This window comes from Marinomonas vaga (assembly GCF_055388305.1).
Genome location: NZ_AP043903.1, coordinates 528,084 through 552,359 on the forward strand (window position 1 = coordinate 528,084; position 24,276 = coordinate 552,359).

The 24,276-nt window shown below is 46.9% G+C and carries 21 protein-coding genes; 3 read left to right on the top strand and 18 right to left on the bottom strand.

Features of this window, described 5'->3' with window-relative positions:
- Positions 1–10 precede the first annotated feature (10 nt).
- The 7 genes from ACZ5DR_RS02400 to recJ all read right to left on the bottom strand — a co-directional run bounded on the left by ACZ5DR_RS02400 (position 11) and on the right by recJ (position 8,935).
- Positions 11–1,672, bottom strand: a complete 1,662-nt coding sequence (locus ACZ5DR_RS02400) for an ABC transporter permease (RefSeq protein ID WP_377364139.1) — start codon at positions 1,670–1,672, stop codon at positions 11–13.
- A 22-nt stretch (positions 1,673–1,694) separates the two neighbouring features.
- Positions 1,695–2,666 (bottom strand): Fe(3+) ABC transporter substrate-binding protein, encoded by a 972-nt coding sequence (locus ACZ5DR_RS02405; protein ID WP_464543905.1) that lies wholly within the window; start codon positions 2,664–2,666, stop codon positions 1,695–1,697.
- Between the two features lie 309 nt (positions 2,667–2,975).
- Complete coding sequence (locus tag ACZ5DR_RS02410) at positions 2,976–4,172, bottom strand: UbiH/UbiF/VisC/COQ6 family ubiquinone biosynthesis hydroxylase (protein ID WP_377364143.1); 1,197 nt, start codon at positions 4,170–4,172, stop codon at positions 2,976–2,978.
- A gap of 28 nt (positions 4,173–4,200) precedes the next feature.
- Positions 4,201–5,505 (bottom strand): aminopeptidase P N-terminal domain-containing protein, encoded by a 1,305-nt coding sequence (locus ACZ5DR_RS02415; RefSeq protein ID WP_377364145.1) that lies wholly within the window; start codon positions 5,503–5,505, stop codon positions 4,201–4,203.
- A gap of 61 nt (positions 5,506–5,566) precedes the next feature.
- Entirely contained in the window at positions 5,567–6,157 is a 591-nt protein-coding gene (locus ACZ5DR_RS02420) for a UPF0149 family protein (RefSeq protein ID WP_377364147.1), read from the bottom strand.
- A 98-nt stretch (positions 6,158–6,255) separates the two neighbouring features.
- Positions 6,256–7,098, bottom strand: a complete 843-nt coding sequence (gene folD, locus ACZ5DR_RS02425; RefSeq protein WP_377364149.1) for a bifunctional methylenetetrahydrofolate dehydrogenase/methenyltetrahydrofolate cyclohydrolase FolD — start codon at positions 7,096–7,098, stop codon at positions 6,256–6,258.
- Between the two features lie 112 nt (positions 7,099–7,210).
- Entirely contained in the window at positions 7,211–8,935 is a 1,725-nt protein-coding gene (recJ, locus tag ACZ5DR_RS02430) for a single-stranded-DNA-specific exonuclease RecJ (RefSeq protein WP_377364150.1), read from the bottom strand.
- A gap of 124 nt (positions 8,936–9,059) precedes the next feature.
- Here recJ and ACZ5DR_RS02435 point away from each other — a divergent pair, with 124 nt between their 5' ends.
- Complete coding sequence (locus tag ACZ5DR_RS02435) at positions 9,060–11,444, top strand: methyl-accepting chemotaxis protein (RefSeq protein WP_377364152.1); 2,385 nt, start codon at positions 9,060–9,062, stop codon at positions 11,442–11,444.
- Positions 11,445–11,655: 211 nt separating this feature from the next.
- On the top strand, positions 11,656–12,891 hold the full coding sequence (locus ACZ5DR_RS02440) for a sugar MFS transporter (protein ID WP_377364154.1): 1,236 nt from the start codon (positions 11,656–11,658) through the stop codon (positions 12,889–12,891).
- Between the two features lie 58 nt (positions 12,892–12,949).
- On the opposite strand, the gene ACZ5DR_RS02445 is transcribed toward ACZ5DR_RS02440, so the two are convergent.
- From ACZ5DR_RS02445 to ffh, 11 genes are all read right to left on the bottom strand, one after another.
- Entirely contained in the window at positions 12,950–14,047 is a 1,098-nt protein-coding gene (locus ACZ5DR_RS02445; protein ID WP_377364156.1) for a GGDEF domain-containing protein, read from the bottom strand.
- A gap of 131 nt (positions 14,048–14,178) precedes the next feature.
- Positions 14,179–15,279: a GGDEF domain-containing protein gene (locus ACZ5DR_RS02450; protein WP_377364158.1), complete on the bottom strand. Its 1,101-nt coding sequence runs from the start codon at positions 15,277–15,279 to the stop codon at positions 14,179–14,181.
- A 74-nt stretch (positions 15,280–15,353) separates the two neighbouring features.
- Positions 15,354–16,064 carry a 16S rRNA (uracil(1498)-N(3))-methyltransferase gene (locus ACZ5DR_RS02455; RefSeq protein ID WP_377364160.1) on the bottom strand — a complete coding sequence of 237 codons (711 nt, stop codon included), beginning with the start codon at positions 16,062–16,064 and terminating at the stop codon, positions 15,354–15,356.
- A 66-nt stretch (positions 16,065–16,130) separates the two neighbouring features.
- The gene (thrC, locus tag ACZ5DR_RS02460; protein ID WP_377364162.1) at positions 16,131–17,516 is read right to left on the bottom strand and encodes a threonine synthase; all 1,386 of its coding nucleotides are present in this window, start codon (positions 17,514–17,516) and stop codon (positions 16,131–16,133) included.
- A gap of 12 nt (positions 17,517–17,528) precedes the next feature.
- On the bottom strand, positions 17,529–18,830 hold the full coding sequence (locus ACZ5DR_RS02465) for a homoserine dehydrogenase (protein ID WP_377364164.1): 1,302 nt from the start codon (positions 18,828–18,830) through the stop codon (positions 17,529–17,531).
- 150 nt (positions 18,831–18,980) lie between these two features.
- Entirely contained in the window at positions 18,981–19,691 is a 711-nt protein-coding gene (gene dsbC / locus ACZ5DR_RS02470) for a bifunctional protein-disulfide isomerase/oxidoreductase DsbC (RefSeq protein WP_377364166.1), read from the bottom strand.
- 103 nt (positions 19,692–19,794) lie between these two features.
- Positions 19,795–20,157, bottom strand: coding sequence for a 50S ribosomal protein L19 (gene rplS / locus ACZ5DR_RS02475; RefSeq protein WP_377364168.1), 363 nt, complete (start codon positions 20,155–20,157; stop codon positions 19,795–19,797).
- 70 nt (positions 20,158–20,227) lie between these two features.
- Positions 20,228–20,947: a tRNA (guanosine(37)-N1)-methyltransferase TrmD gene (trmD, locus tag ACZ5DR_RS02480; RefSeq protein ID WP_464543906.1), complete on the bottom strand. Its 720-nt coding sequence runs from the start codon at positions 20,945–20,947 to the stop codon at positions 20,228–20,230.
- Positions 20,948–20,998: 51 nt separating this feature from the next.
- Positions 20,999–21,544, bottom strand: coding sequence for a ribosome maturation factor RimM (gene rimM / locus ACZ5DR_RS02485; protein ID WP_377364171.1), 546 nt, complete (start codon positions 21,542–21,544; stop codon positions 20,999–21,001).
- Between the two features lie 15 nt (positions 21,545–21,559).
- On the bottom strand, positions 21,560–21,808 hold the full coding sequence (gene rpsP, locus ACZ5DR_RS02490) for a 30S ribosomal protein S16 (RefSeq protein WP_377364173.1): 249 nt from the start codon (positions 21,806–21,808) through the stop codon (positions 21,560–21,562).
- A 173-nt stretch (positions 21,809–21,981) separates the two neighbouring features.
- Positions 21,982–23,370, bottom strand: coding sequence for a signal recognition particle protein (gene ffh, locus ACZ5DR_RS02495; RefSeq protein ID WP_377364175.1), 1,389 nt, complete (start codon positions 23,368–23,370; stop codon positions 21,982–21,984).
- A gap of 128 nt (positions 23,371–23,498) precedes the next feature.
- Between ffh and ACZ5DR_RS02500 the strand changes: the two genes are divergently transcribed.
- Positions 23,499–24,266 (top strand): cytochrome C assembly family protein, encoded by a 768-nt coding sequence (locus ACZ5DR_RS02500; RefSeq protein ID WP_377364177.1) that lies wholly within the window; start codon positions 23,499–23,501, stop codon positions 24,264–24,266.
- Positions 24,267–24,276: the final 10 nt, after the last annotated feature.

The window sequence follows — 24,276 nt, forward strand, 5'->3', positions numbered from 1 at the left end:
TCTCTTCACCCTAGTGATGCGTGGCAGAAATAGATCGGCTCAACAAAATAACCGGCAGTAATCCCACTAATACAATCATTAGTGATGCTGGAGCCGCATCGATCAAACGCTCGTCCGACGCCAACTCAAATGCACGAACCGCCAACGTATTAAAATTAAATGGCCGCAAGATCAGAGTTGCGGGCAGCTCTTTTAGCACGTCCACAAACACGATTAAAAGAGCCGTCAGCACTGAACTCTTCATCAGTGGAATATGAATGCGCTTCAACACCTGAGATGGCGAACAACCTAACGAACGCCCAGCCATGTCCATACTAGGCTTCACTTTACCAAGGCCACTTTGCACCGAGCCTAAGGATACCGCCATAAAACGAACAGTATAAGCAAACAACAAGGCGGCAATGGTGCCAGAAAAGAATAACCCGATTTTGACCCCGAACACAGCCTTGGCAAAATCAATCAGGCGATGATCCAACCAAGCAAGGGGGACTATCACACCTATGGCGATAATCGTACCTGGCAAGGCATACCCTAACCCTGCACTCGTCACTGCGGTATTAACCGAACGCGTATTATGCAAGCGTGCAGCATAGGCCAGTACGAGGGCCAAAGACACAGCTATAAGCGCAGCCAAGGCCGCCAAATAAAACGAATTCCAAGACAGAATCACAAAGTCCCAGCCAACGCTTTCAGCCTTAAATATAGCCCAATAAGACAACACCCCAGCCGGCAGTATAAATCCACCTAAAATAGGCAAAAAGCACATGGCAAAGGCCAAACATCCTTTTATACCAGTTAGTTTTAGAGTTCTATCGCTGGCTTTACGTAGCCCAGAAGCATGGTAAGAAATACGGCGACGTGAATAGCGTTCGGTAAAAATCAGCACGGCCACAAACAACAGCAGAATACCTGCCAACTGAGAAGCAGCCGCCAAATCACCAAAACCATAAAAGGTACGCATGATGCCAGTGGTGAAGGTGGTCACGCCAAAATACTGCACCGTACCGTAGTCCGCTAGTGTCTCCATCATGGCAAGAGTAACCCCTGCCACAATTGCAGGACGCGCCATGGGCAAAGCCAAACGTAAAAACGCCGCGGGAGCGGAGTAACCCAATGTTCTGGAGACTTCTAGGGTGTTAGCAGATTGCTCTAAAAAGGCTGCTCGACTCATGAGGTACACATAGGGATACAACACCAAGGACAGCATCACCAGGGCACCGCCTAAGGAGCGCATCTCAAAGAACCAATAGTCGCCATACCCTAATCCAGTGACGTCACGAATAAAGGTTTGCACTGGGCCAGCAAAATCCAACAACCCAGTGTAGGTATAAGCAATAATGTAAGCTGGCATGGCCAAAGGTAACAGCAGCGCCCAAGAGAAAACTCTTCGTCCAGGAAAATCACAGACACTGGTAAGCCATGCGGCGGGCACACCAATAACCAAGGTACCAAGAGTCACCCCAATCATCAGCAATAGAGAGTTGGAAATATAATCCCACAACAAAGTGTTATAGAGATGGGTCCATACTTCACCGCCCCCTAAAAACACATTGATCGAAATAATGGCAACAGGAAGCGCTAACAACAGAGCAACACTGATGGCACTGATTTTTAACCAAGGAAGCCCGCGACGCTCCTGCGCTGCGGGCAAACGACTTGTTATCGATGACATAAAGTCAAATTCTCAAATATATTTATTTCCAGCCGGCAATATCCATCATCTCAACCGCCTTACGGTTGTTATCACCTAGAACACTCAAAGACATGGTATCAGCACGGAAATCCCCAAATGGTTGCAAGCTCTTTGGCGGGGCAATGCCTTCCACCACTGGGTATTCATTATTGACATCCGCATACCAAACTTGGCTTTCATGGTTCGTTAGGAACTCCACCAACAATTTTGCGTTTTCAATGTTTGATGCCGCCGCAGTCAGGCCAATGCCACTTACGTTCACATGGGCACCACGGTCCCCTTCCTCTTGGTTAGGCCAGAACAGTGCCACGTCGTCATATACTGCACGATCATTTGCATCGTCACTTTGACCTAAACGACCATAATAATAAGTATTTGCTAAAGTAATGTCACACACACCCGCTGCGACCGCTTTCAATTGGTCAGTATCCCCTCCAACAGGTGGGCGAGCAAAGTTTTTCACTATGCCATTGAGCCACTCCTGGGTCGCAGCTTCACCGTCCGACTCAATCATAGATGCAACAAGGGACTGGTTATAGATATTTGATGACGAGCGCATGCAAATACGACCTTTCCATTTCGCATCAGCTAGGGCTTCGTAGGTAGATAATTCAGACGCTTGGACTTTCTCAGGGTTATAGAAAATCACTCGGGCACGCTGGGACAGGCCGTACCAGTAACCATCACGGTCATGTAGGTTGTCGGGCACCACATCATTTAGCACATCGGTCTCAAATGCTTGCAGTACACCCGCATCTTTCGCACGATATAAACGTCCCGCATCCACGGTAATAAAGACATCCGCAGGGCTCGCATCTCCCTCAACTTGAAGACGACGCAACAAAGCATCGGCACTGCCTGTGACAAGGTTTACGGTCACATTATGAGCTTTTGAAAAGGCATCAAGAGCAGGTTCAATCAAAGCTTCTTTGCGTGCTGAGTAGACATTCACCTCACCTGCCGCATAGGTCATTACAGAACCAAAAGAAGATCCTAAGATCACAGCAAGGGAAACACCTTTAGCCATATGAGAAGAGTTTTTCAGAGCTAGAGTTTTAAGCGATGACATCATTACACAACCTTTTTCTTGTTTGCGACGGTTTCATTGAATGCAACCCATGGGCTAACGTGCCCGCACCAATGAAACTATAAATGAAAACCGTTTTTGTTTACATATTTTTCAAGCTTAGCAAGCACAAACTTGCTTTAAATCTAATATATGAAATGACATAGACAAAAAAAGAGAACCAAGGTTCTCTTTTAATCAGAATGATTGAATAGGTTATTTTATACCCGCAGCATGGGCGACGAGCTGCCGCTTTACGGAAACAGACCTATGGCACAGACTCATCCCTATATTGCGCAACTGAACCACCATAGGTTGCTGGGTAGAGAAGGTACGCTTAAACGCTTCCATGGAGGCAGACATGGCAATGTTATCCAACATGCGAGCACGCTGATAACGGCGCAAGATTTTTAAGCTGCCTAGGGCTTCACCACGCTGATGGGCTTTCACCAAAATAGGAACCAAGGCACTCACATCTGAAAAGCCTAAGTTCGCCCCTTGACCGGCTAAAGGGTGGATCGTATGAGCCGCATCCCCCACTAGGGCAATGTTCTCTTGCACATAGTGTTTTGCATGGCGCTGGCGTAAAGGAATGGCTTGGCGCGGCACGGTCAAAGACAAGGCGTTAAAGCGGCGGTTCGTCGCATAATGTAATCGCTGACAGAATTTAGCTTCGTCCAGCGCCATTAGCGCTTGCGCATCTTCTGGCGTTACGGACCAGACAATGGAGACGAAATGGCGATCCGCCACACTGGGCAAAGGTAAAAATGCCAAGATCCCCTCTTCACCAAAGGCTTGCCAAGCGGTGTTTTGGTGGGGCTGGTCGATTTCAACAGTCGTCACTATGGCATGGTGACCATAGTCCCATTCCACAGTATCAAAGCCGTTATTCAAACGGACCTGAGAATTTGCGCCATCCGCGGCAATCAATACGGAGGCCTCTAATTGACGGTCGGACGTCAATGTCACAGCGACACCCTGGGCAGTATAACCTTGCTCTTCAACACTTTGACCGAGATAAAGATCAATACCACGGGTGTCTTGTACGCACTGCATTAACGCATCGCATAACACGGCGTTTTCAACGAGTTGCCCAAGATCCCCACGTTGAAATTGGTGTGCATCAAAATCCACATAGCCATCACCTAAACCATCCCAGACGACCATTTTGTGATAGGGTGCTAGGCGGCTTTTATCGATTCTTTGCCAGGCTCCCGCCGCTTCTAACAGCTGCTGAGAAGACAAGGAAATAGCACTGACTCGAGCGTCATAAGCGGGTGGAACGGATAAATCAAACTGCCCCGAGTGCTTATCTATTAGAGCAACCGTCAGCCCCTTTTGTGCTGTCAGCACTGCAGTCAATGCGCCGACCATACCGGCACCTAAGATAATTACGTCATATTCTCTGGCCATGCTACTTCCTGCCTTTACTAGGCTCCCTTTATCGGGACGCCATTAACGCTTCAATATCATCAATTTCTTTTGCTAACCCATGAGTCAGTACGTAAGGACCTTCTTCTCGTATCAAAATATCGTCTTCGATGCGAATGCCGATACCACGCCACTGCTCGTCAACGGATTCATTGTCTGGGTTCACATACAGTCCAGGTTCAAGGGTCACCACCATGCCAGCTTCAAGAGGGCGAGACACCCCATCGACTTTATATCGGCCACAATCATGAACATCTAATCCCAGCCAGTGTCCGGTATTGTGCATGTAAAAGTCGCGATAGGCTTTGCGCTCAATCAAGTCCGCCACATCCCCTTGCAGCAATCCGTGAGTGACTAAACCTTGGGTCAGCACTTCCACCGCGGCATTGTGAAAGTCTTCATAGGCAGCACCAACGGTCATTTTCGCCAAGCCTGCGTGGTAGGCATCCAGCACCACTTGATACAACTTAGCTTGTGGTTCAGAAAATTTGCCATTGGCAGGGAAGGTACGAGTGATGTCTGAGGCATAGCAACTAAGCTCTCCCCCTGCATCAATCAAGATGAGATCACCATCTTCGATCAATTCGTCGTTTTTAATGTAATGCAGTACACAAGCATTACTACCAGAGGCCACTATGTTGTTGTAAGCGGGAACACGGGCTCCGTTTTTCATAAAGACGTAGTTCAGCTCGGCTTCGAGTTGATATTCCATCATGCCTGGCTGCACGGATTTCATCGCTTGTTTGTGCGCTTCCACGCTGATTTGCGCGGCCTTTTCCATGATCTCTATTTCCGCAGCATCTTTGATTAAGCGCATTTCAAACAATGGATCAGACAGATCCAGCAAAGACACAGGTGCCACAGCCCCCATGCGAGCTTTAGCCGCTAAAGCATCGCGCCAGGCGAGGGCTTGATCACGTAAGTATTCATCCGCCATCAAAAGTGCGATGTCGCTCGCGCCATCAAGCAGCTCTAGTGCCAGATCATCCAGCTCATCTAATTCAACCGCTTGGTCCATTCCAAAATCTTGCATGGCCCCCGTAATGCCATGGCGAAAGCCATCCCATTGCTCTCGTTCAGGGTCTTTCGGTAGGACCGCCAGATGGCTTGTACCATCACCAAGAATGAACAAAACCGCGCTGGGCTCACTGAAACCCGTCAAGTAATAGAAGCTCGAATTCGGACGGAACTCATAATCACAGTCGTTGTTACGGGTGCACAACTCGCCTGCGCGAATCACAGCTACCGTGTTGTCTGGCAAAGCAGCCATCAATTGACGACGGCGGGCTTGATAGATTTCTTTAGATAACGTCATGTACACCTCGTTTAACACTCACAACTGAATTAACTTTCTGACACTTTAGAGCCGCATAGTATTAGTGGAAACGTGGCGACTGCTCCGCATCAGGCGACTCTGACACCCCATGGTGCTCTGAGTAGAGCATCATAGCGGACAAACGAACGTACTCAATTAATTCCATTAGGTCCGTTTCATTGTCATTGTTCTCTTCAAGATCCTTCATATCTCCCTGCATGGCGGAAATGTTGGCAAAATCTTGCAGCACTTGTTTCGTGTCATCTGACAATTTTTCTTTACGGCCAGACAAGCCATAACCTGCTAAGAATCCATGAGCCCACTGGGATAAAGTAGTGCCACGCTCACTGATTGGCGCATCGTCATCACTGATGCAAGGCACCAGAGCATACTCGCCATTTTTAAATAGCGCTTGTGTTGATTGGTACAGCTCAACGATGGCTTCACGACTAGCATCTTCTTTCCAGCCTTCGATGTCGCAGAATTCAGCCACCATGGTCAACCAATCTTCCAATGGTAGGTTCACACCGGAAGCAAGATAACCACACAACTGACCGTGAAGTTCTGCAGGAGACGCAGAAATCGATTCGGTCACAAAGACATCGGCAATCAGATCAAAGTCGAGGGCGTCGAGCAGCATTTCTGTAGACATGGATTTAGCCTTTTTGTATTCGATAAAAAACAAAGCCGTACCCGAAGGCACGGCTCTCTATGTTGACCTATATTAGGGTCACATATCTAGATTCAAGTTTAGCCTATTTGTTTTAGGCCAGATTCTAGTGTTTGCAGAATCAAAGTATTGATGGTCATCGGACCCACACCGCCTGGTACCGGTGTGTAAGCGGCTACACGATCCACCAAAGGTGCCAACTCGATGTCACCAACACCGCCAGGATGGTAGCCAGCATCGACAACCACTGCGCCATCTTTAATCCATTCCGCTTTGATCAGCTCAGGCTTGCCTACAGCCCCAACGATCACGTCTGCTTGCTTCACAAACTCAGGAAGGTTTTGGGTGCGTGAGTGACAGATAGTCACGGTAGCATTGGCATTCAACATCATCATTGCCATTGGCTTACCAAGAATAGGACTACGACCTACTACCACAACGTGTTTGCCTTCTAACGGGATATTGTAGGCTTCAAGTATACGCATGATGCCAGCAGGCGTTGCTGCTCCGTATGCAGGTTCTTGCATCGCCATGCGACCAAAGCCTAGACAGGTAACGCCGTCTACATCTTTGTGGGCAGCAATCGCGTCAAAACATGCACGTTCGTCAATTTGATGTGGTACAGGGTGTTGCAATAGGATGCCATGTACATCTGAGTTGTTATTCAACTCATCGATTTTTGCCAACAGCTCTTCAGTTGTGGTTGTTTCTGGCAATTCAATAGCAAGCGAATCCATGCCTACACGGCGACAAGCGTTTCCTTTCATCTTTACGTAGGTTGCGGATGCTGGATCAGCACCAACCAAAATGGTTGCTAAAATTGGGGTACCGCCGGTACGCGCTTTCAGTTCAGCAACTTGTTTTGCTAAACGCTCTTCGGTTTCTTTCGCGCATTGCTTGCCGTCAAGAACCAGTGCAGCCATGAATGAACTCCTGGAAATAGTATATGTGGTTAAATGGGGGCCGCAGATTATATCCTATTCTCAGCAAGTTGCCGCCCCTGATAATGCAAATACTCGTGTTTTAACGCCCTATTTATGCAATCGGCTCTATGTAGTCCACCATCAATTGCAAGTTACGTTGCCCTCGAAACTCATTGACGTCCAGCTTGTACACCAATCGTGCTCGGGACGCGGTATTTGGCCATAAGGACAAATCCACAAAAAAGTGAATTCCATCCACCAGCAACCCGGAGCTAGGCTCTCTTAAGGTCAGTTTTAGATGCTTTTGCCCCACAATACGCTGTTGCAAAAGCTCAAACTCCCCGTCAAAACAGGGCTCAGGAAATGCCTGTCCCCAAGGGCCAGCGCGATGCAGCTGTTCTGCAAATTCCAAACTAAAGTCTTGAGGCAACAACGGGCCATCTGTGTACAGAGTGGCTTCAAGCTGTTCAGGCGTCACCCAGTCCGTAATGATCTCATCAAATGCTTTTGCAAATTCAGCATAATCCGCTTCACGGATGGACATTCCTGCGGCCATGGCATGCCCCCCAAACTTACTCAATAGATGCGGATGGCGCTTGGCTAAGAGATCCAAAGCATCTCGAATATGCACCCCTGGAATGGAGCGAGCTGAGCCTTTCAGGTTAACGTCATCGACTTTTGCGAACGCTATCACAGGTCGGTGGCACTTTTCTTTCATGCGCGATGCGAGAATCCCTATCACCCCTTGGTGCCAATCTGGCTGGTAAAAACACATGCCATTAGGTAAATCCTGATCGTCATCCAATCCAGCCAGATACTGCTCCGCCTGTTGCTTCATGTCCGACTCAATGGACTTGCGCTCTCGGTTTAACTGATCCAGTTGCTCCGCATAGGAGCGCGCCAACATAGGCTGCTCTGCTAATAGGCATTCAATACCAATAGACATGTCATCCAATCGACCTGCGGCATTCAGTCTTGGTCCCACCACAAAGCCCAAGTCTGTGGCCTTGATACGAGCATGATCACGCCCACCTAGCTCCAGCAGAGCTAGGATCCCAGGGCGGGCCTTGCCTTCCTGAATACGCTGCAGTCCTTGCTGCACCAAGATACGGTTATTTGCATCCAGTGCCACCACATCCGCCACAGTGCCGAGAGACACAAGATCCAAATAATCCCCCATATTTGGACGAGGAATGTGCTCACGTTCAAACCAATTCCGAGAAGACAGTTCTGCCCTGAGCGCGGACATCACATAAAAAATCACCCCAACGCCCGCCAAGGCTTTGCTAGAAAACCCACACTCAGGATGGTTCGGGTTCACAATCGCATCCGCATTGGGCAACTCATCCCCTGGAAGGTGATGATCTGTGACGACCACTTTCATGCCTGCCGCCTTTGCCGCCGCTACACCGTCAAGACTGGCAATGCCATTATCCACCGTGACCAACACATCCGGCTCTAGCTCTTGAGCCAATTCAACGATTTCGGGGGTCAACCCGTAGCCGTATTCAAAACGATTCGGAACCAGGTACTGGGGATCGATAGCTCCCATGGCACGCATTGCCAAGATACCTAAGGTCGTGGAAGTGGCACCGTCTGCATCAAAATCGCCAACAATGAGTATGCGCTGCCCTGTTTCGATCGCATCTGCCAGAATATTGGCCGCGTTGCTAATATCAAAAAAGTGCTTGGGATGCTCTAAACTGGCTAGTTTGTATTCCAATTCTTGAAAATTGTTAACGCCTCGGGATTGATAAATACGCGCCAAGGTCGGAGGGAAACTCGCGGGAAACGTAGACGGGCTCTCGGGTACAACTTCTCGTGTCAAAACTCGCATTGTGGTACTCATTTAAATTTTTACTAATATTAACACAAACCCTACATTTCAAAGGGGTAGACAGGACTGAAACTTGCTTAATAAACACACCCCCTTTACCTACTAGCAAACAAGGAATTCGTGCATGGGTTTGACTATCAAATCAAGAATCATTTTATTAGGGACCTGTTTAGCCTTTGTCCCTGCCCTGATTATTGGCTTCACTCTGAGCCAAAACGCTCTGGAAGAAGGTTCTAGATCCCTCACACAAAACGCCCAAGAAAAACTCACTGGAGTGTCTTCTCTAACTGCTGAATCGATTAGTACCTATTTTGGTTTTATCGACAAACAAGTACGAACTTTTGCCACTGACAAGGCCATCATTGATGCGGCCAAGGAATTCACCAAAGCTTTCTTTGTATATGAGCAACAACACAGGCAGGATCTCGCACAAAGCAAAGCCGCTTTGAGAGACTATTACGTAAACGAATTCGACCAGCAATTTGCTTCACTCAATCTAGACCGCTCCTCTAATCCAACCGCCTTGCTGGATCAAATAAGCCCCGTTGCGACCCTACTCCAAGCGAACTACATTGCCAATAACCCTGCGCCGCTAGGTGAAAAAGACACGCTGATCAGTGCTAAAAATGGCAGCGAATACGATGCTGTACACAGCCACTACCATTCTATGATGCGCACTTTTCAACAGAATTTTGGCTACTACGATGTGTTCATTGCTGATGCGAACTCCGGCAATATAGTCTATAGCGTATTTAAGGAGCTGGACTTCGCCACCTCCCTTAAAACAGGCCCTTATAAAGACACAGGGATAGGTAAAGCTTTTGCTGGCGCATTAACCGCATCAAAACCTGGCGATATCACCCTAACGGACTTCGCCGCCTATGGCCCTTCCTACAATGCCCCCGCATCGTTTATCTCAACTCCAATCTTCGACGGCAATAATCTGATTGCCGTTCTCATTTTCCAAATGCCTGTGGATGAGATAAATAACACCGTCAACTCGGGTCAAAACTGGAAACAAGTGGGACTTGGTAACACTGGACAAAGCTACTTAGTTGGTAGCGATCACACTCTGCGCAGTAATGTGCGACCTTTTTATGAAGATAAACAAAGCTATCTGGCTGACCTTGCAGACACAGGAATCGACCAGAACATACTCAGTGAAATCGATAGTTTAAACACAACGATCAGTAGTTTTCCGATTCAAGGCACCACAATAGACGCCGCTTTAGCAGGGAAATCTGGCAATGATCAAATAACAAACTATCTGGGGCAAGATGTATTAGTCAGCTACCAACCTCTTACGATTCATGGTCTAAAGTGGGGCTTGATAACCGAGCAGAGCGTGGACGAAGCCTTAGCCCCCATTGCAGCGCTGCAACAAACAATAGAACGCAATACCCTGCTACTCTCAGTTATTGCTTTGATCGTAGGTCCCCTTTTGAGCTATGTATTAGCGCTCTACATTACTCGCCCCATTAAACAAATGGTGCATTTAGTAGAAGATCTGGCCCAAGGTGAGGGCAACCTGACGCAACGTTTACCAGTGCAATCCAAAGACGAAGTGGGAATGCTAGCCAATGGCATCAACGATTTTATCGCTCAAATCGATAACACCCTGTCTACTGTCTTAAAATCCGTAGTGCGCTTGGAACCTATCTCTCAAGACACCTCTGCCGTAATCAATCGCCTCAATGCAGCCAACGACAGTCAAAAAGCGCAGGCAGATAACGTAAGAGACTTCCTCGACCAAACCCACCAATCATCGGCTGACGTCGCACAAGAACTAACAGACATCGATGATTCAAGTAACCAAGGTCTTGCTACGGTTGCTGACAGTATGCAGAGCATTTCAACCGTTTCAGCCACCATGCAAACCATGTCTGAAGATCTTTCCCGTGCGCTAGACGCTTTAGGGGTTTTGAAACAAGACACGACCCAGATCACAGGCATCATCAGTGTCATTAATGACATTGCAGAGCAGACCAACTTACTGGCATTGAATGCAGCCATTGAAGCAGCCCGTGCAGGAGAAGCGGGACGCGGGTTTGCGGTGGTCGCAGACGAAGTGCGAACCCTCGCGTCCCGAACTCGAGAGTCCACTAACGAAGTCAGCAATATGGTTTCCGCCATCCAAAACAGTACATCAGAGGTTGCCAAATTGATGGAGGAAAGCGGTGCCAGCGCCTCCTTATCCGTGCAACAAGTTGAGGACAGCAAGGTGACTCTCAATACTGTGAACGATGCCATGGAAATGATTGCTAACAAGGTCAAAAGTATTGGCCTGTCTATTTCCCAGCAGCAAAGTAACTTTGTCGAAGTAACTCATAGCTATGAGCGTATGAATGACAGCTTTGAAGAAGTGCAAATGCACAGCGCCGAGTCAGCTAAGGTCGGTAGCGATGTGATGAAACTGGGCCATAAAATCACCCAGCAGATCCAGCGATTTACCGTCACCGATAACAACCACTCTACTGCCCCCCGAGCCACCATTCGAGATCCAGAATAAATACCTTTCACAAGCTAACCTACTCTTCCGCAAAATATGCGGAAGAGTATCTTTCATAATGCAAGAATCCGTTACACTTCTCTTTTGAATATGCATGATACGTGGATTTATACCGTATCTTTCACAATATTTGATCAACATACAACCGAGCTCGGGTATGATCCAGCGCCCTATAACCATCCCATTTAAACGATTGTAATAGGTCGATACTATGAGCTCTCAAACCTCTGTTTCGAGCCAGGGCGCGTCCAGTCAACGCTTCGCGCTTGTTGCTCTAACTTCGTTGTTTTTTATGTGGGGTTTCATCACCTCTCTAAATGACGTTCTTATCCCTCACCTTAAATCAGTTTTCTCACTGAACTACACCCAAGCCATGTTGATTCAAATGTGTTTCTTCGGCGCTTACTTCTTGGTGTCTGTGCCAGCAGGGAACCTGATTAAAAAGGTAGGATTCCAACGAGGCCTAGGGATCGGCCTATTAATCGCAGCAGCAGGCTGCCTACTATTCATCGCCGCAGCAAAAGCACAAACCTACTGGATTTTCCTAACGGCCTTATTTGTGTTGGCATCCGGCATCACTATCCTGCAAGTGGCAGCGAACCCTTTAGTGACCGTAATGGGACCTTCAGAGACCGCCTCTAGCCGCTTGACCATGACTCAAGCATTCAACTCCTTGGGTACAACAGTGGCACCTATCATCGGCAGTGTATTGATTTTCTCCGCCGTCACAGAGTTTGCAACGGACACAGCCGAAGCTGAAAGCGTCATCGTGCCTTACTTCGGTTTAGCCGTGATGTTGGTGCTATTGGCGCTGATCTTCACAAAAATCTCTTTGCCAACCCCCAACCTTGAAGAAGACGAAACCGCCACTGGAGATGAAAATACTCGTCTCACAGAATACCGCCACCTGATCCTTGGAGCCGTTGCTCTGTTCATGTATGTGGGCGCGGAAGTATCGATTGGTAGCTTCTTGGTGAACTTCTTCGGTCTAGAAGAAGTGGCAGGCCTACCTGAAGCACAAGCTGCCCATTACATTGCCTACTACTGGGGCGGAGCAATGATAGGCCGCTTTGCTGGTGCCGTGCTGATGCAGAAAATCGCTGCAGGCAAGCTACTAGCCTTTAACAGTGTGGCTGCGGTTGCCTTAATCCTGATTGCGATCTTTAGCTCTGGCAGCGTTGCCATGTGGTCGATCTTGCTTGTGGGTCTATGTAACTCCATCATGTTCCCGACGATCTTCAGCTTGGCGCTAAAAGGTCTTGGGGTAAACACCAGCCGTGGCTCAGGTTTGCTTTGTCTGGCGATTGTAGGTGGTGCCATCGTACCGGTAGTTCAAGGCGGCTTTGCAGACACAATTGGCCTACAGGTATCCTTCATCCTGCCAGCCCTTTGTTATGTCTTTATTGCATACTATGGTTTGATCGGCTCAAAAGTCCGTAACCATTAATTAAAAAAAGCGCTCCAAGGAGCGCTTTTTTTATACCTAATTCTTTCTAGAACGAGGCTCAAACCTTCTCAATGCGGTTTCGCCCCATTTCTTTCGCTTGGTACAATGCCTTGTCTGCACGCCCAAGCGCCGTTGTAATCGACTCTCCTGCACGCATCATAGTGACCCCAATACTCACTGAAGAAGAGATACTCTTACGTTGCCCATCAGACACCTGAACCGATGCCAAACCCAGCACTTCACGTAACTTGTTTGCCAATTCACTTTGATCTTCCATATTATTCAGCACAATCAAGAACTCTTCACCACCCCATCTAGAAATCAAAACAGGCTTACCCTGAAAAAAAGTCGACATAGTATCTGCTAATGCTTTGAGATATTCATCTCCAAGGTCGTGACCGAATTCATCGTTAATACGTTTAAAAAAGTCCACGTCCATAAGCCATACATTAGGCATCAACCACTCTTCTGCCAAAAAGTGCTGCTCTAACCCTCGACGATTAAGCAGCCCTGTCAAAGGGTCTGTCGTAGCGGCTTGCTCTAATTTTATCGATAGTTGCTGTAAGGATTTATTGAATCGAGAGGATATGTATTCATAAATGGTCGACAAAAAGCTTATTAAAACAAAGGAATAGACAATTCGAGACTTCAGATCTGGGTGATAACCGAGATCATCAAAGGGCGTATCAAGCAAAAATAAAATCACCACTAAGCCAACGGTAAACAACACAACTTCAGTTAAGCCGCGCTTTAACCCATGCAAAAATAACGAAACCGGAGGGATACAATAAATCCAAACGTGCCCAGTTCCATTCACTCCACCGCTGTACACCAAATACAGCATCAAAGCATAAAGAGGATAGAGAATGACATTGCCAGAGAGCACGTGATTTTGAGTGCGGCGAATAAAAAGGTGGTTAAAAAAGTACAAGACAGCGACAGATATCAGGCCAAACCCGACCAATAGACTGCCATGAATAAGAGCCAAAATGCCTAATGGCGCAGTAAACAACACCCCCACCAGGCAAAACAAATTAATAATAAATGTGCGGCGCGAATCATCCGAAATGGATTTAGAAGAGGTCCCTGCACGTAAAGTGGCTAATAACCATCTTCTAAATTTCTGATGTAGGACACTATTTGACACTTTTCCCATTAACAGCCCAGCTTTGCATTTACTCAATCAGTGCACAATAGCTTAAAAGTTGACCACACAACCAGTAAAGTTTTATTAATTTGGTGGATATTTGCGTGACTGAGGAATAGAAAAAACACTAATAACGCGATTTAAAGGGAATCAACTCGGTTCCGCCCAGCCTCTTTAGCTTGATACAAAGCTTTATAAGCACGTCCAAGCGTTGTTGAAATGGGTTCGCCTGCACGCATTATAGTGATCCCTATACTTACTGAGGTAGATATGGTCCTGCGCTGCCTGCTTGACACCTGAACTGAAGCCTTTGCCATCATTTCACGCAGCTCATTTGCGAGCTCACTTTGATCACCGGTGTCATTTAAAACAATTAAGAATTCTTCTCCGCCCCATCTGGATATCAGAACAGATCTACCTTCAAAAAAGGCATGCATGCTATCCACCAAAGCTTTGAGGTATTCATCCCCTAGAGTATGACCAAATTCCTCATTAATGCCTTTTAAACAATCCACATTGACAAGCCATACATTAGGCATCCACCATTCTTCTGCCTGTAAACGTTGCTCCAAACCATGACGACTTAATAACCCCGTTAGGTGATCCGTCATAGCAACCTCCTCTAACTTTACCGATAACTGATGGCGTAAAGAGTGATTAAAACGAGACGAGACATATTCATAAATAAGCGAAAGGCAGGCGATTAAAAGAAAGGAATACACAATTCGAGATTTAAGATCTGGATGGTAACCTAGCTCGTCAAACGGTGTTTTCATAACAAATAAAATCACCACTAAGCCAATGGTAAACAGCGCTACCTCGATGCCTCCACGCTTAACCCCATGCAAAAACAACGTCATTGGCGGAATACAATAAATCCAAACAAGGCCCGTACCATGGACACCACCACTGTAGACCAAATACAGCATCACAACATAAAGGGGATAAAGAACTAAGTTGCCGCAAAGGACATGATTTTGAGTACGACGAAGCCAGAAATAAATAAAAACATACAGAGCAGTAAAAGGAAGCAAATCATAAATCACCTCCCATTTACTCTGTATTAGTCCGTAAACGGCAAATGATGCCGTAAACAAAACCATTACCAGACAAAACAAGTTAATAATAAATATTTTGCGCGAAGCATCTGAAACAGCTTGAGAGGAGGCACTAGGGCGCAATATAGCGGACAACCACCTACTAAGCGTCTGAAATGAAGTACTCCGCGGCTCTTTTTGCATTAAAAATCCAATTTCCAATGTTTTCAATTAACCACAATAGCCTAAAAGTTAGCCGTACCGCTAATTTAGTTTTATCAATTAGGTGGGTATAAACGCGATAAAAGTACCGGAACAGCCGTTTCCACTTTAAGAATACGATCACCGATATGAACCATTTCCATACCGGCTTCTAACCATTTCTCAACTTCAAACTCATTCCAACCGCCTTCTGGGCCAATCCCTAAAACACAGGGCTCATCCAACGCCACAGGGCAAGGGGATGCTTGATAGGGATGCGCTAACAAGCCTCGCTGCGTTTTTAGCAACTCGGGTAAAACATCTTCAACAAATGGACGAAAACGTTTATGGAAAGTAATCGTAGGTAATACCGTATCCCTAGCCTGCTCCAAACCTTCTAAGAGAAACTGATGCAGTGATTCCGGCTCTAATACTGGACTCTGCCAGTAGCTCTTTTCGACTTTCGCTGAGTTTAATAAATGGATGCGCTTTACCCCCATGGCTGTCACGTTTAACAAGGTACGTTTCAGCATGTTTGGTCTTGGTAAAGCCAATACAAGTTCAATCGGTAAGGCTTCAGGAGGGGCGGTAGACAAGCTCTTTAGCTCAACCTGTTGCAATGCTGTATCCAGCTCAGCCTCGCCGATTAAGCCATTCATTAAACCCACTCGAACACTGTCTCCTTGGGACTTCTTCAACACTTCGGCTAAGTGCTTAGACTGGCGTTCAGACAAGGCATAGCGCTGTTCCGATAGCTGTTGCTCAGGCGACAGTAGGATTAGGTTCATAGAAAAGGTACTCAGGAGAGGAAGCAGGGTAAACGAGAAGACTCGTTTACCCTATTGCGTTAGCAATTAGATATTCTTAGCAACGTAGGATTGTACGTCTGCCAAGCTGTTCTCAAGCACTTCGTAAGCCTCTGTGCGCTCGAACAAGTCTTTCATATGCTCTGGTAAGCTAGGAGATTCACAGCCCGCTTTCTCTACCGCTTCAGGGAATTTCACAGGGTGCGCCGTTGCCAATGTAATCATAGGCACAGACTTGTCTTTCCAGCACTGACGCGCTGCTTCAAGACCAATAGCCGTATGAGGGTCAAGCAGATACTGAGTGGCGTTAAACACCTCTGAGATCACTTCACAAGTACGAGTATCATCCACTTTGTAGCTATCGAAGTTCTCTTTTACAAACGACCATGCTTGGTCATTCAAGGTCACATCCCCTGCATTAAAGCGCGCCATAAGATCAGCTATTGCTGCACTGTCACGGCCATGGGCATCAAACAATAGACGTTCGAAGTTACTCGACACCATAATATCCATACTAGGAGAAAGCGTCACATTCAAAGCTTGACGACTCATGTCGTTGGTCGCGATCGTGCGGTGCAGAATATCGTTTTGGTTCGTCGCTACCACAAGCTGGTCAATAGGTAAGCCCATTTGCTTCGCTAAGTAACCGGCAAAGATGTCACCGAAGTTACCCGTTGGCACAGAGAAAGACACTTTACGATGTGGACCGCCTACCGCTAGAGCAGAAGAGAAGTAGTAAACGATCTGAGCCATAATACGCGCCCAGTTAATCGAGTTCACCGCACCCAGTTTAGCACCTTTTAGGAAACCTTGATCTGCGAAGCTGGCTTTGACCATGCCCTGACAATCGTCGAAGTTACCCTTCACAGCAATGTTGAACACGTTATCATCAATCACTGTGGTCATTTGACGGCGCTGTACTTCAGACACGCGCTGGTAAGGATGCAGGATGAAAATGTCCAAATGCTCAGAATGGCGGCAACCCTCAATCGCAGCAGAACCTGTGTCACCAGAAGTCGCCCCTAGAATCACTAGCTTCTCGCCACGTTGGCCTAGCACGTAGTCCATCAAACGACCCAGCAATTGCAACGCAAAGTCTTTGAATGCCAAGGTTGGACCACGGAATAATTCCAACACCCACTCGTTGTTATCCGTTTGCACCATAGGTGCGACAGCAGAGTGATTAAAGCCAGCGTAGGCTTCGTCGATCATGCGCTTGAATTCATCAGCAGGCACTTCCCCTTCAACGAATGGCCACATCACCTTAAAAGCAAGCTCTTGATAGCTTAAAGACGCCCAAGATGCGATTTCATCTTTGGAGTATGTTGGTAGTTTTTCTGGCACATACAAGCCACCATCACTGGCCAAACCAGCCAATAACACATCACCAAAGCTTAATGCTGGAGCTTGGCCGCGAGTAGAAATGTATTTCATTGTCTTATCCTCTTATGCCAAATTCTCAACGCGAATACGCTGAACCGCACCCGCTACATCTGGCAAAGCTTCAATGGCTGCGATGGCAGCATTCATATTGCGTTCTTTTACGTCGTGGGTCATCACAACCAATGGCACAAGCTCACTGCCTTCGCGCTCACGCTGAATCACAGATTCAATGCTGATGCCGTTGGTAGAAAGGATTTGAGTGATGTTTGCCAACACGCCAGCACGATCTTGAATGGTCATATTCAAGAAGAAGCCGCACTCAATTTCTTCCATAGGCAAAACTTCCAGATCAGACAAACGGTCTGCTTGGAAGGCCAAATGAGGTACACGATTAGTCGGATCGGCAGTCAGGGTACGTGCCACATCGATAATGTCAGCGACGACAGAAGACCCTGTTGGCATCGCTCCAGCACCAGCACCGTAAGTCAATGTTGGCCCTACAGCATCGCCTTTAACCATTACGGCGTTCATGACGCCATTAACGCTTGCAAGCAATGTTTTATGAGAAATCAGCGTAGGGTGAACACGTAACTCAACACCCAGTTTAGTACGACGGGCGATACCCAAATGCTTGATGGAATATCCTAGTTCACTAGCAAAGGCCACATCTTCCGCTGTAATGCGGCTGATGCCTTCGGTGTAGGTTTTTTCAAATTGCAGTGGAATGCCGTAGGCAATGGAAGCCAGGATAGTCAGCTTGTGGGCTGCATCGATCCCTTCAACATCAAAGGTTGGATCCGCTTCAGCGTAGCCTAGCTCTTGGGCTTCTTTCAACACATCATCAAAAGCACGGCCCTTTTCACTCATCTCAGTCATGATGAAATTGCCAGTACCATTAATGATACCAGCCAGCCACTCGATATGGTTGGAAGACAAGCCTTCGCGTAAGGTCTTGATGATTGGAATGCCACCCGCAACAGCCGCTTCAAAAGCAACCATAACGCCCTTTTCCTGAGCTTTAGCAAAAATCTCGTTGCCGCACTCAGCAATCAGCGCTTTGTTTGCCGTAACAACATGTTTGCCATTTTCGATGGCGAGCAACACAAGGTCACGAGCAACAGATGTACCGCCAATTAATTCCACGACGATGTCGATTTCAGGATTGCTGGCAACATCAAAAATATCACGGGTAATGTTTACGTCTGTGGTATCGCAGGTAGGGTTATCTCGACGTGCGCCAATTTGCTCAATAATAATGCTACGGCCAACACGACGTGTAATTTCTTCTGCGTTGTCACGCAAAATGTTAAATGTACCGGAACCAACAGTTCCTAACCCACAAAGTCCGACTTTTACCGGTTTCAAAACGATACCCCACAATTGACGGTTTTAATAATATTGATTCGCTGATGACAAGCGATTAGGTGACCAAGGATTATACCGCCAGACGGCCATAAACCCAACGTAGAAAAACCTGAGTTGGGCTCATGTTTAAGAGAATTTTTCGCTATAAATCTATAAGTTTAGTTCTTTCGCCAATTCTTCTGCTGGCAAGTATCCAGGAATGAATTTTCCATTATCCAAAATGATACTCGGCGTACCACGCACACCCACCGCATTTCCTAAACGGTATTGGCTAGCAACGGGATTGGTACAGGTGTTTTGTGGCACTGATTTACCCAATTTGGCATCGGTTAGCCATTTCTTAGGATCATCGGAACACCAGATGCTGACCATATCATTGTAAGCTTCTGAGCCTATACCTGCTCGAGGATAAGCAAGGTAACGCACGGTCACTCCCATATCATTCAAGGTTTCTACTTCTTTGTGAAGCATGCGACAGTAACCACAGGTGATATCGGTAAACACTGAAATATGCGCTTTTTCATTGGCAGCTTTGTAAACCACCATTTCAGACTCTGGGATTTGCTCTATCTTCGCCAGCTTCGCCTGCTCTGTTTCATTGACTAGGTTCCCGCCCTCTACACGGTACATGTCCCCTGCCAATAAGTAGCTGCCATCAGCGGTTACGTGCAGCACAGGGCCATTCTGCAAGGTGGCAACATATAGCCCAGTCCCCTCATGACGTTCAAGGGATTCTAATTGGTATTGAGGTAATGCCTGAGCAATGGCGTCGCGAACGGTTTGCTCATCTGCTTGAGCCGCTGTGCTTACTCCAAAAAATAAAGCCGTGGCCACAAATAAGCTTTTTGCTACGTGTTTCATAATAACCTCTACGTCCTAGGAAGCTCTATTAGGCCATTTTTACTGGGTGAAGTTCCATAAAAAAAGGCGACCGAAGTCGCCTTTTTTTGAATCCAAACAGGAATTAGCGCTTAGCCAATTTCTCTTTGATACGTGCAGATTTACCTGAACGATCACGTAGGAAGTAGATTTTAGCTTGACGAACGTCACCACGACGTTTCACTTCAATGCTGTCTACTAGTGGGCTGTAAGTTTGGAACGCACGCTCCACACCAACACCGCTAGAAATCTTACGTACAGTGAACGCAGAGTTAAGACCACGGTTGCGTTTTGCAATCACAACACCTTCATAGGCCTGTAGACGCTCACGAGAACCTTCTTTAACTTTAACTTGAACAACAACAGTATCACCAGGACCGAAGGCTGGGATCTCTTTGTTCATTTGTTCTGCTTCTAGCTGTTGAATCAGCTTAGTTTTGTTGCTCATGGATTTGACTCCTAATGATATGGTTTCTAATCGGCGCGAAGGTTATAACGTTCCGACTAGCTCGTGATTCCTACTCTGCCGAGGTTGAAACTTCAGTTTCACGAATAAACTCTTTTAACAACTTCTGCTGTTCCTTGTCCAACTCAAGGTTCTGCAGAAGGTCAGGCCGACGTTGCCAAGTTCTTCCGAGCTTTTGCTTTAATCGCCAGCGCCGTATCGCCTCATGGTTGCCACTAAGTAGTACCGGTGGTACAGGTTCACCGTCTAGTACTTCGGGGCGAGTATAATGTGGGCAATCAAGCAATCCATCTGCAAACGAATCTTCGTCTGCGGAAGCCTGCTTACCTAACACACCGGGAACCATGCGAAAGACAGAGTCCATCAACACCATTGCCGGTAACTCACCACCACTTAGGACAAAGTCGCCAATGGACCACTCTTCATCAACCTGAGATTGAATCAAACGCTCATCAACGCCTTCATAACGGCCTGCTACCAGAATAAATTCTGCTTGTTTAGCAAGCTGTTGCACGCCTTCCTGCGTTAGCGTGCGCCCCTGAGGGGATAGATAAATAACTTTTGCATTGGGCACCCATTGTTTGGCGCTCTCAATAGCATCTTTTAGGGGCTGAACTTTCATCAGCATCCCAGGGCCACCACCATAAGGTCGATCATCGACCGTATTGTGCCTATCATGGGTAAACGTTCGAGGGTTGAAAAAATCAATCTCGATCAATCCAGATTTGATTGCCCTGCCCGTTACACCATGTTGGGTAATGGCTTGGAACATTTCCGGAAACAGTGTTACCACACCGATGCGCACGCTAGGCCTCGCTCGATTTTAAAAGTCTGGATCCCAATCCACGACCATCTCTTGTTTCTCTAAATCAATGTTTAGCACAAACTGATCTGGCACATAGGGAATCAAACGTTCTTCGCGATCAAAGCTGCCTTCACAACCACGAACCACCAACACATCATTTGCGCCAGTTTCCATAAGTTGAGAAACCTTACCTAGAAGAACACCTTCTTTGGTGATTACCTTTAGACCTTCCAACTGACTCCAGTAAAAATCACCTTCGTCCAGTTCTGGTAGATCTTTTGCATCAATATAGACATCCATACCGCAGATCTCTTTTACCTGATCACGATCTGAATAGCCTTTAATCGCTGCTACCAAACCACGTCCTTGAACGCGACCTTGGCTTAACTCTATGACTTTCCACCCACTAGGAGTTTTCAGCCACCAATGCTTGTAATCAAAGATTCCAGTCATTGGGTCGGTGTGTGAATATAACTTCACCCACCCTTTAACACCGTACACTGATGTAATGCGTCCTACGACAAGCGCCTGCTCAGGAGCTTTTGCTTGCTTTAATGAAGACATTGCATTACCTCAGTATTAAGCGTTTTTGCCAGCTTCTTTAACAAGCTGAGCAACACGGTCAGAAAGTTGTGCGCCTTGACCTACCCAGTGATTAACACGGTCTAGATCAATACGTAGACGTTCTTCTTGACCACGTGCAATTGGGTTAAAGAACCCTACACGCTCGATAAAACGACCATCACGTGCACGACGGCTATCAGCCACGCTCAAGTGATAGAAAGGGCGCTTCTTAGAGCCACCACGAGAAAGACGAATAGTTACCATATTATTGGTTCCTTATTGCTTAACGAAACACCTCTTGTTAGGCTGGTTATCGGCCTAGTACAAGAAGGCGGCATATTCTAGTCGATTCCACAGAAAAACAAAAGGGCGAATTGATCGCCCTTTCAACAATTTTTTAATTCTACTTTGTTGCCTAGAACTTAGGTGCAAAAGAATTAGAATTTCGGGAAGTTGCCGCCCCCAGGAAAGCCACCACCGCCCGGCATCATACCACTCATTCCGCGCATCATTTTCTTCATTCCGCCTTTTGAGCTGAACTTCTTCATCATCTTTTGCATTTGCTTGTGCTGTTTAAGAAGACGATTTAGATCTTGGATCTGAAGACCCGCACCGGCAGAGATACGTTTTTTGCGTGAACCATTGATTACATCTGGGTTACGGCGTTCTGCTGGAGTCATAGAGTTGATCAAGGCTTCCATCTGAACGAACATCTTATCGTTTACCTGATCTTGGATATTACCCAGCTGCCCACCCATACCTGGAAGCTTGTCTAACATAGACGACATACCGCCCATGTTTTTCATTTGCTGCAACTGCTCTTTAAAGTCTTCTAGATCGAAGCCCTTACCTTTTTTCAGTTTGCCTGCCAGCTTCTCCGCTTTGTCTTTGTCGATCTTCTGCTCTGCTTCTTCTATTAAAGAGAGCATGTCCCCCATCCCTAAGATTCGGGACGCTAGACGATCAGGGTAAAACGGCTCAAGGGCATCGGTCTTCTCACCCACACCCAAAAATTTAATGGGTTTGCCCGTCACATGACGTACAGACAGTGCAGCACCGCCACGGGCATCACCATCGGTCTTCGTTAGGATGACACCGGTTAACGGCAACACATCACCAAAGGCTTTAGCCGTGTTGGCAGCATCCTGACCGGTCATGGCATCCACGACAAACAGAGTTTCAACAGGATTAATGGCACCGTGCAGAGCTTTGATTTCCGCCATCATATCTTCGTCGACAGCCAAACGACCGGCCGTATCGACAATCAACACATCTTTGTGAGCTTTCTTCGCCACATCTATGGCATTGTTCGCGATATCAATTGGCTTTTGAGAAATATCACTTGGAATAAAGTCCACACCAATATCATTGGCAAGGGTTTCCAACTGTTTGATCGCTGCCGGACGATAGACGTCGGCACTGACCACCGAAACCGATTTCTTTTGGCGCTCTTTAAGGTATTTCGCCAATTTACCTGCAGAGGTGGTTTTACCTGCACCTTGAAGACCTGCTAACAAGATCACCGCGGGAGGTGTAGCACGTAGATTCAGCTCATCATTCTGCTGCCCCATAACGGCTTCAAGTTCTTGCTTAACAATTTTAAGGAAGACTTGGCCAGGACTAAGACTACGGGTGACTTCTGTTCCCACCGCACGCTCTTTCACGGCAGCGATAAAGTCTTTCACCACTGGCAACGCCACGTCGGCTTCCAAAAGTGCCATGCGTACTTCACGCAACACATCTTTAATGTTGTCTTCGGTGAGTTTGGCTCGACCGCGAATGCGATCTAAGGATGACGTTAAGCGATTCGATAAATTGTCGAACATGTTGCCCTCAAAAAATTGCTCTAGATGGAAAAAACCGTGTTATTCAGTTTATCCAAGGTGAAATTGACTTTATTATAACGAAGATTTGATCGTCACCCTATAGTTTTAACCAGTGGATCGGCTTATACATGACTCAGTTTTCGCTTTGGCTCGCTTGCATTCTCGCGCTTGTTGCCGGTGGTACGTACTTCTTACGTCCCAGCACCCGCACTACACAGACCTTTGGGGCGCTAGCAATCGTCATCCATACCATGGCTTTAATTCAGTTGCTGGGAAGCAAAGATGGCTTTGATTTTTTAACCATTGGCCTACTGATTTCCTTAATTGGCAACCTATTGCTTTGGTTTAGTAACCGAGATAAGGACTTATCGCTCTTATTAAGCGTGGCATTTCCGCTGGCAGCCATCATGATCGCCTTAAACGCCATTGCCCCTTGGGATCTAAAACAATTGCACAGCACATCCCTTGGCACATCCATGCACATACTGATTGCCTCGGTCGCCTACAGCCTATTTACGGCAGCTTGCGGTGTGGGCATTTTGTTAGCAATCCAAGAATATCAATTAAAGCATCACCATCTGCGCCAGTTGCTGCGTGTACCGCCGTTACAGGTTCTAGAACGCGTTATGTTTGAATTTATTTGGGCGGCATTTGTCTTACTTAGCATTACCATGGCGACTGGCTTCTATTTTATTGAAGACATGTTTGCGCAACACTTAGTCCACAAGACGGTGTTTACCATTGCATCATGGTTTGTGTTTGCAGGCTTATTAACAGGCAGACACTTCCTAGGGTGGCGCGGTCAGCTTGCCGTTAAATTGACGCTAAGTGGTTTTATTTTGCTTATGATCGGCTATTTTGGAACACAAATCGCAGTGGAAATATTCAATAATTGATCGTTGCATT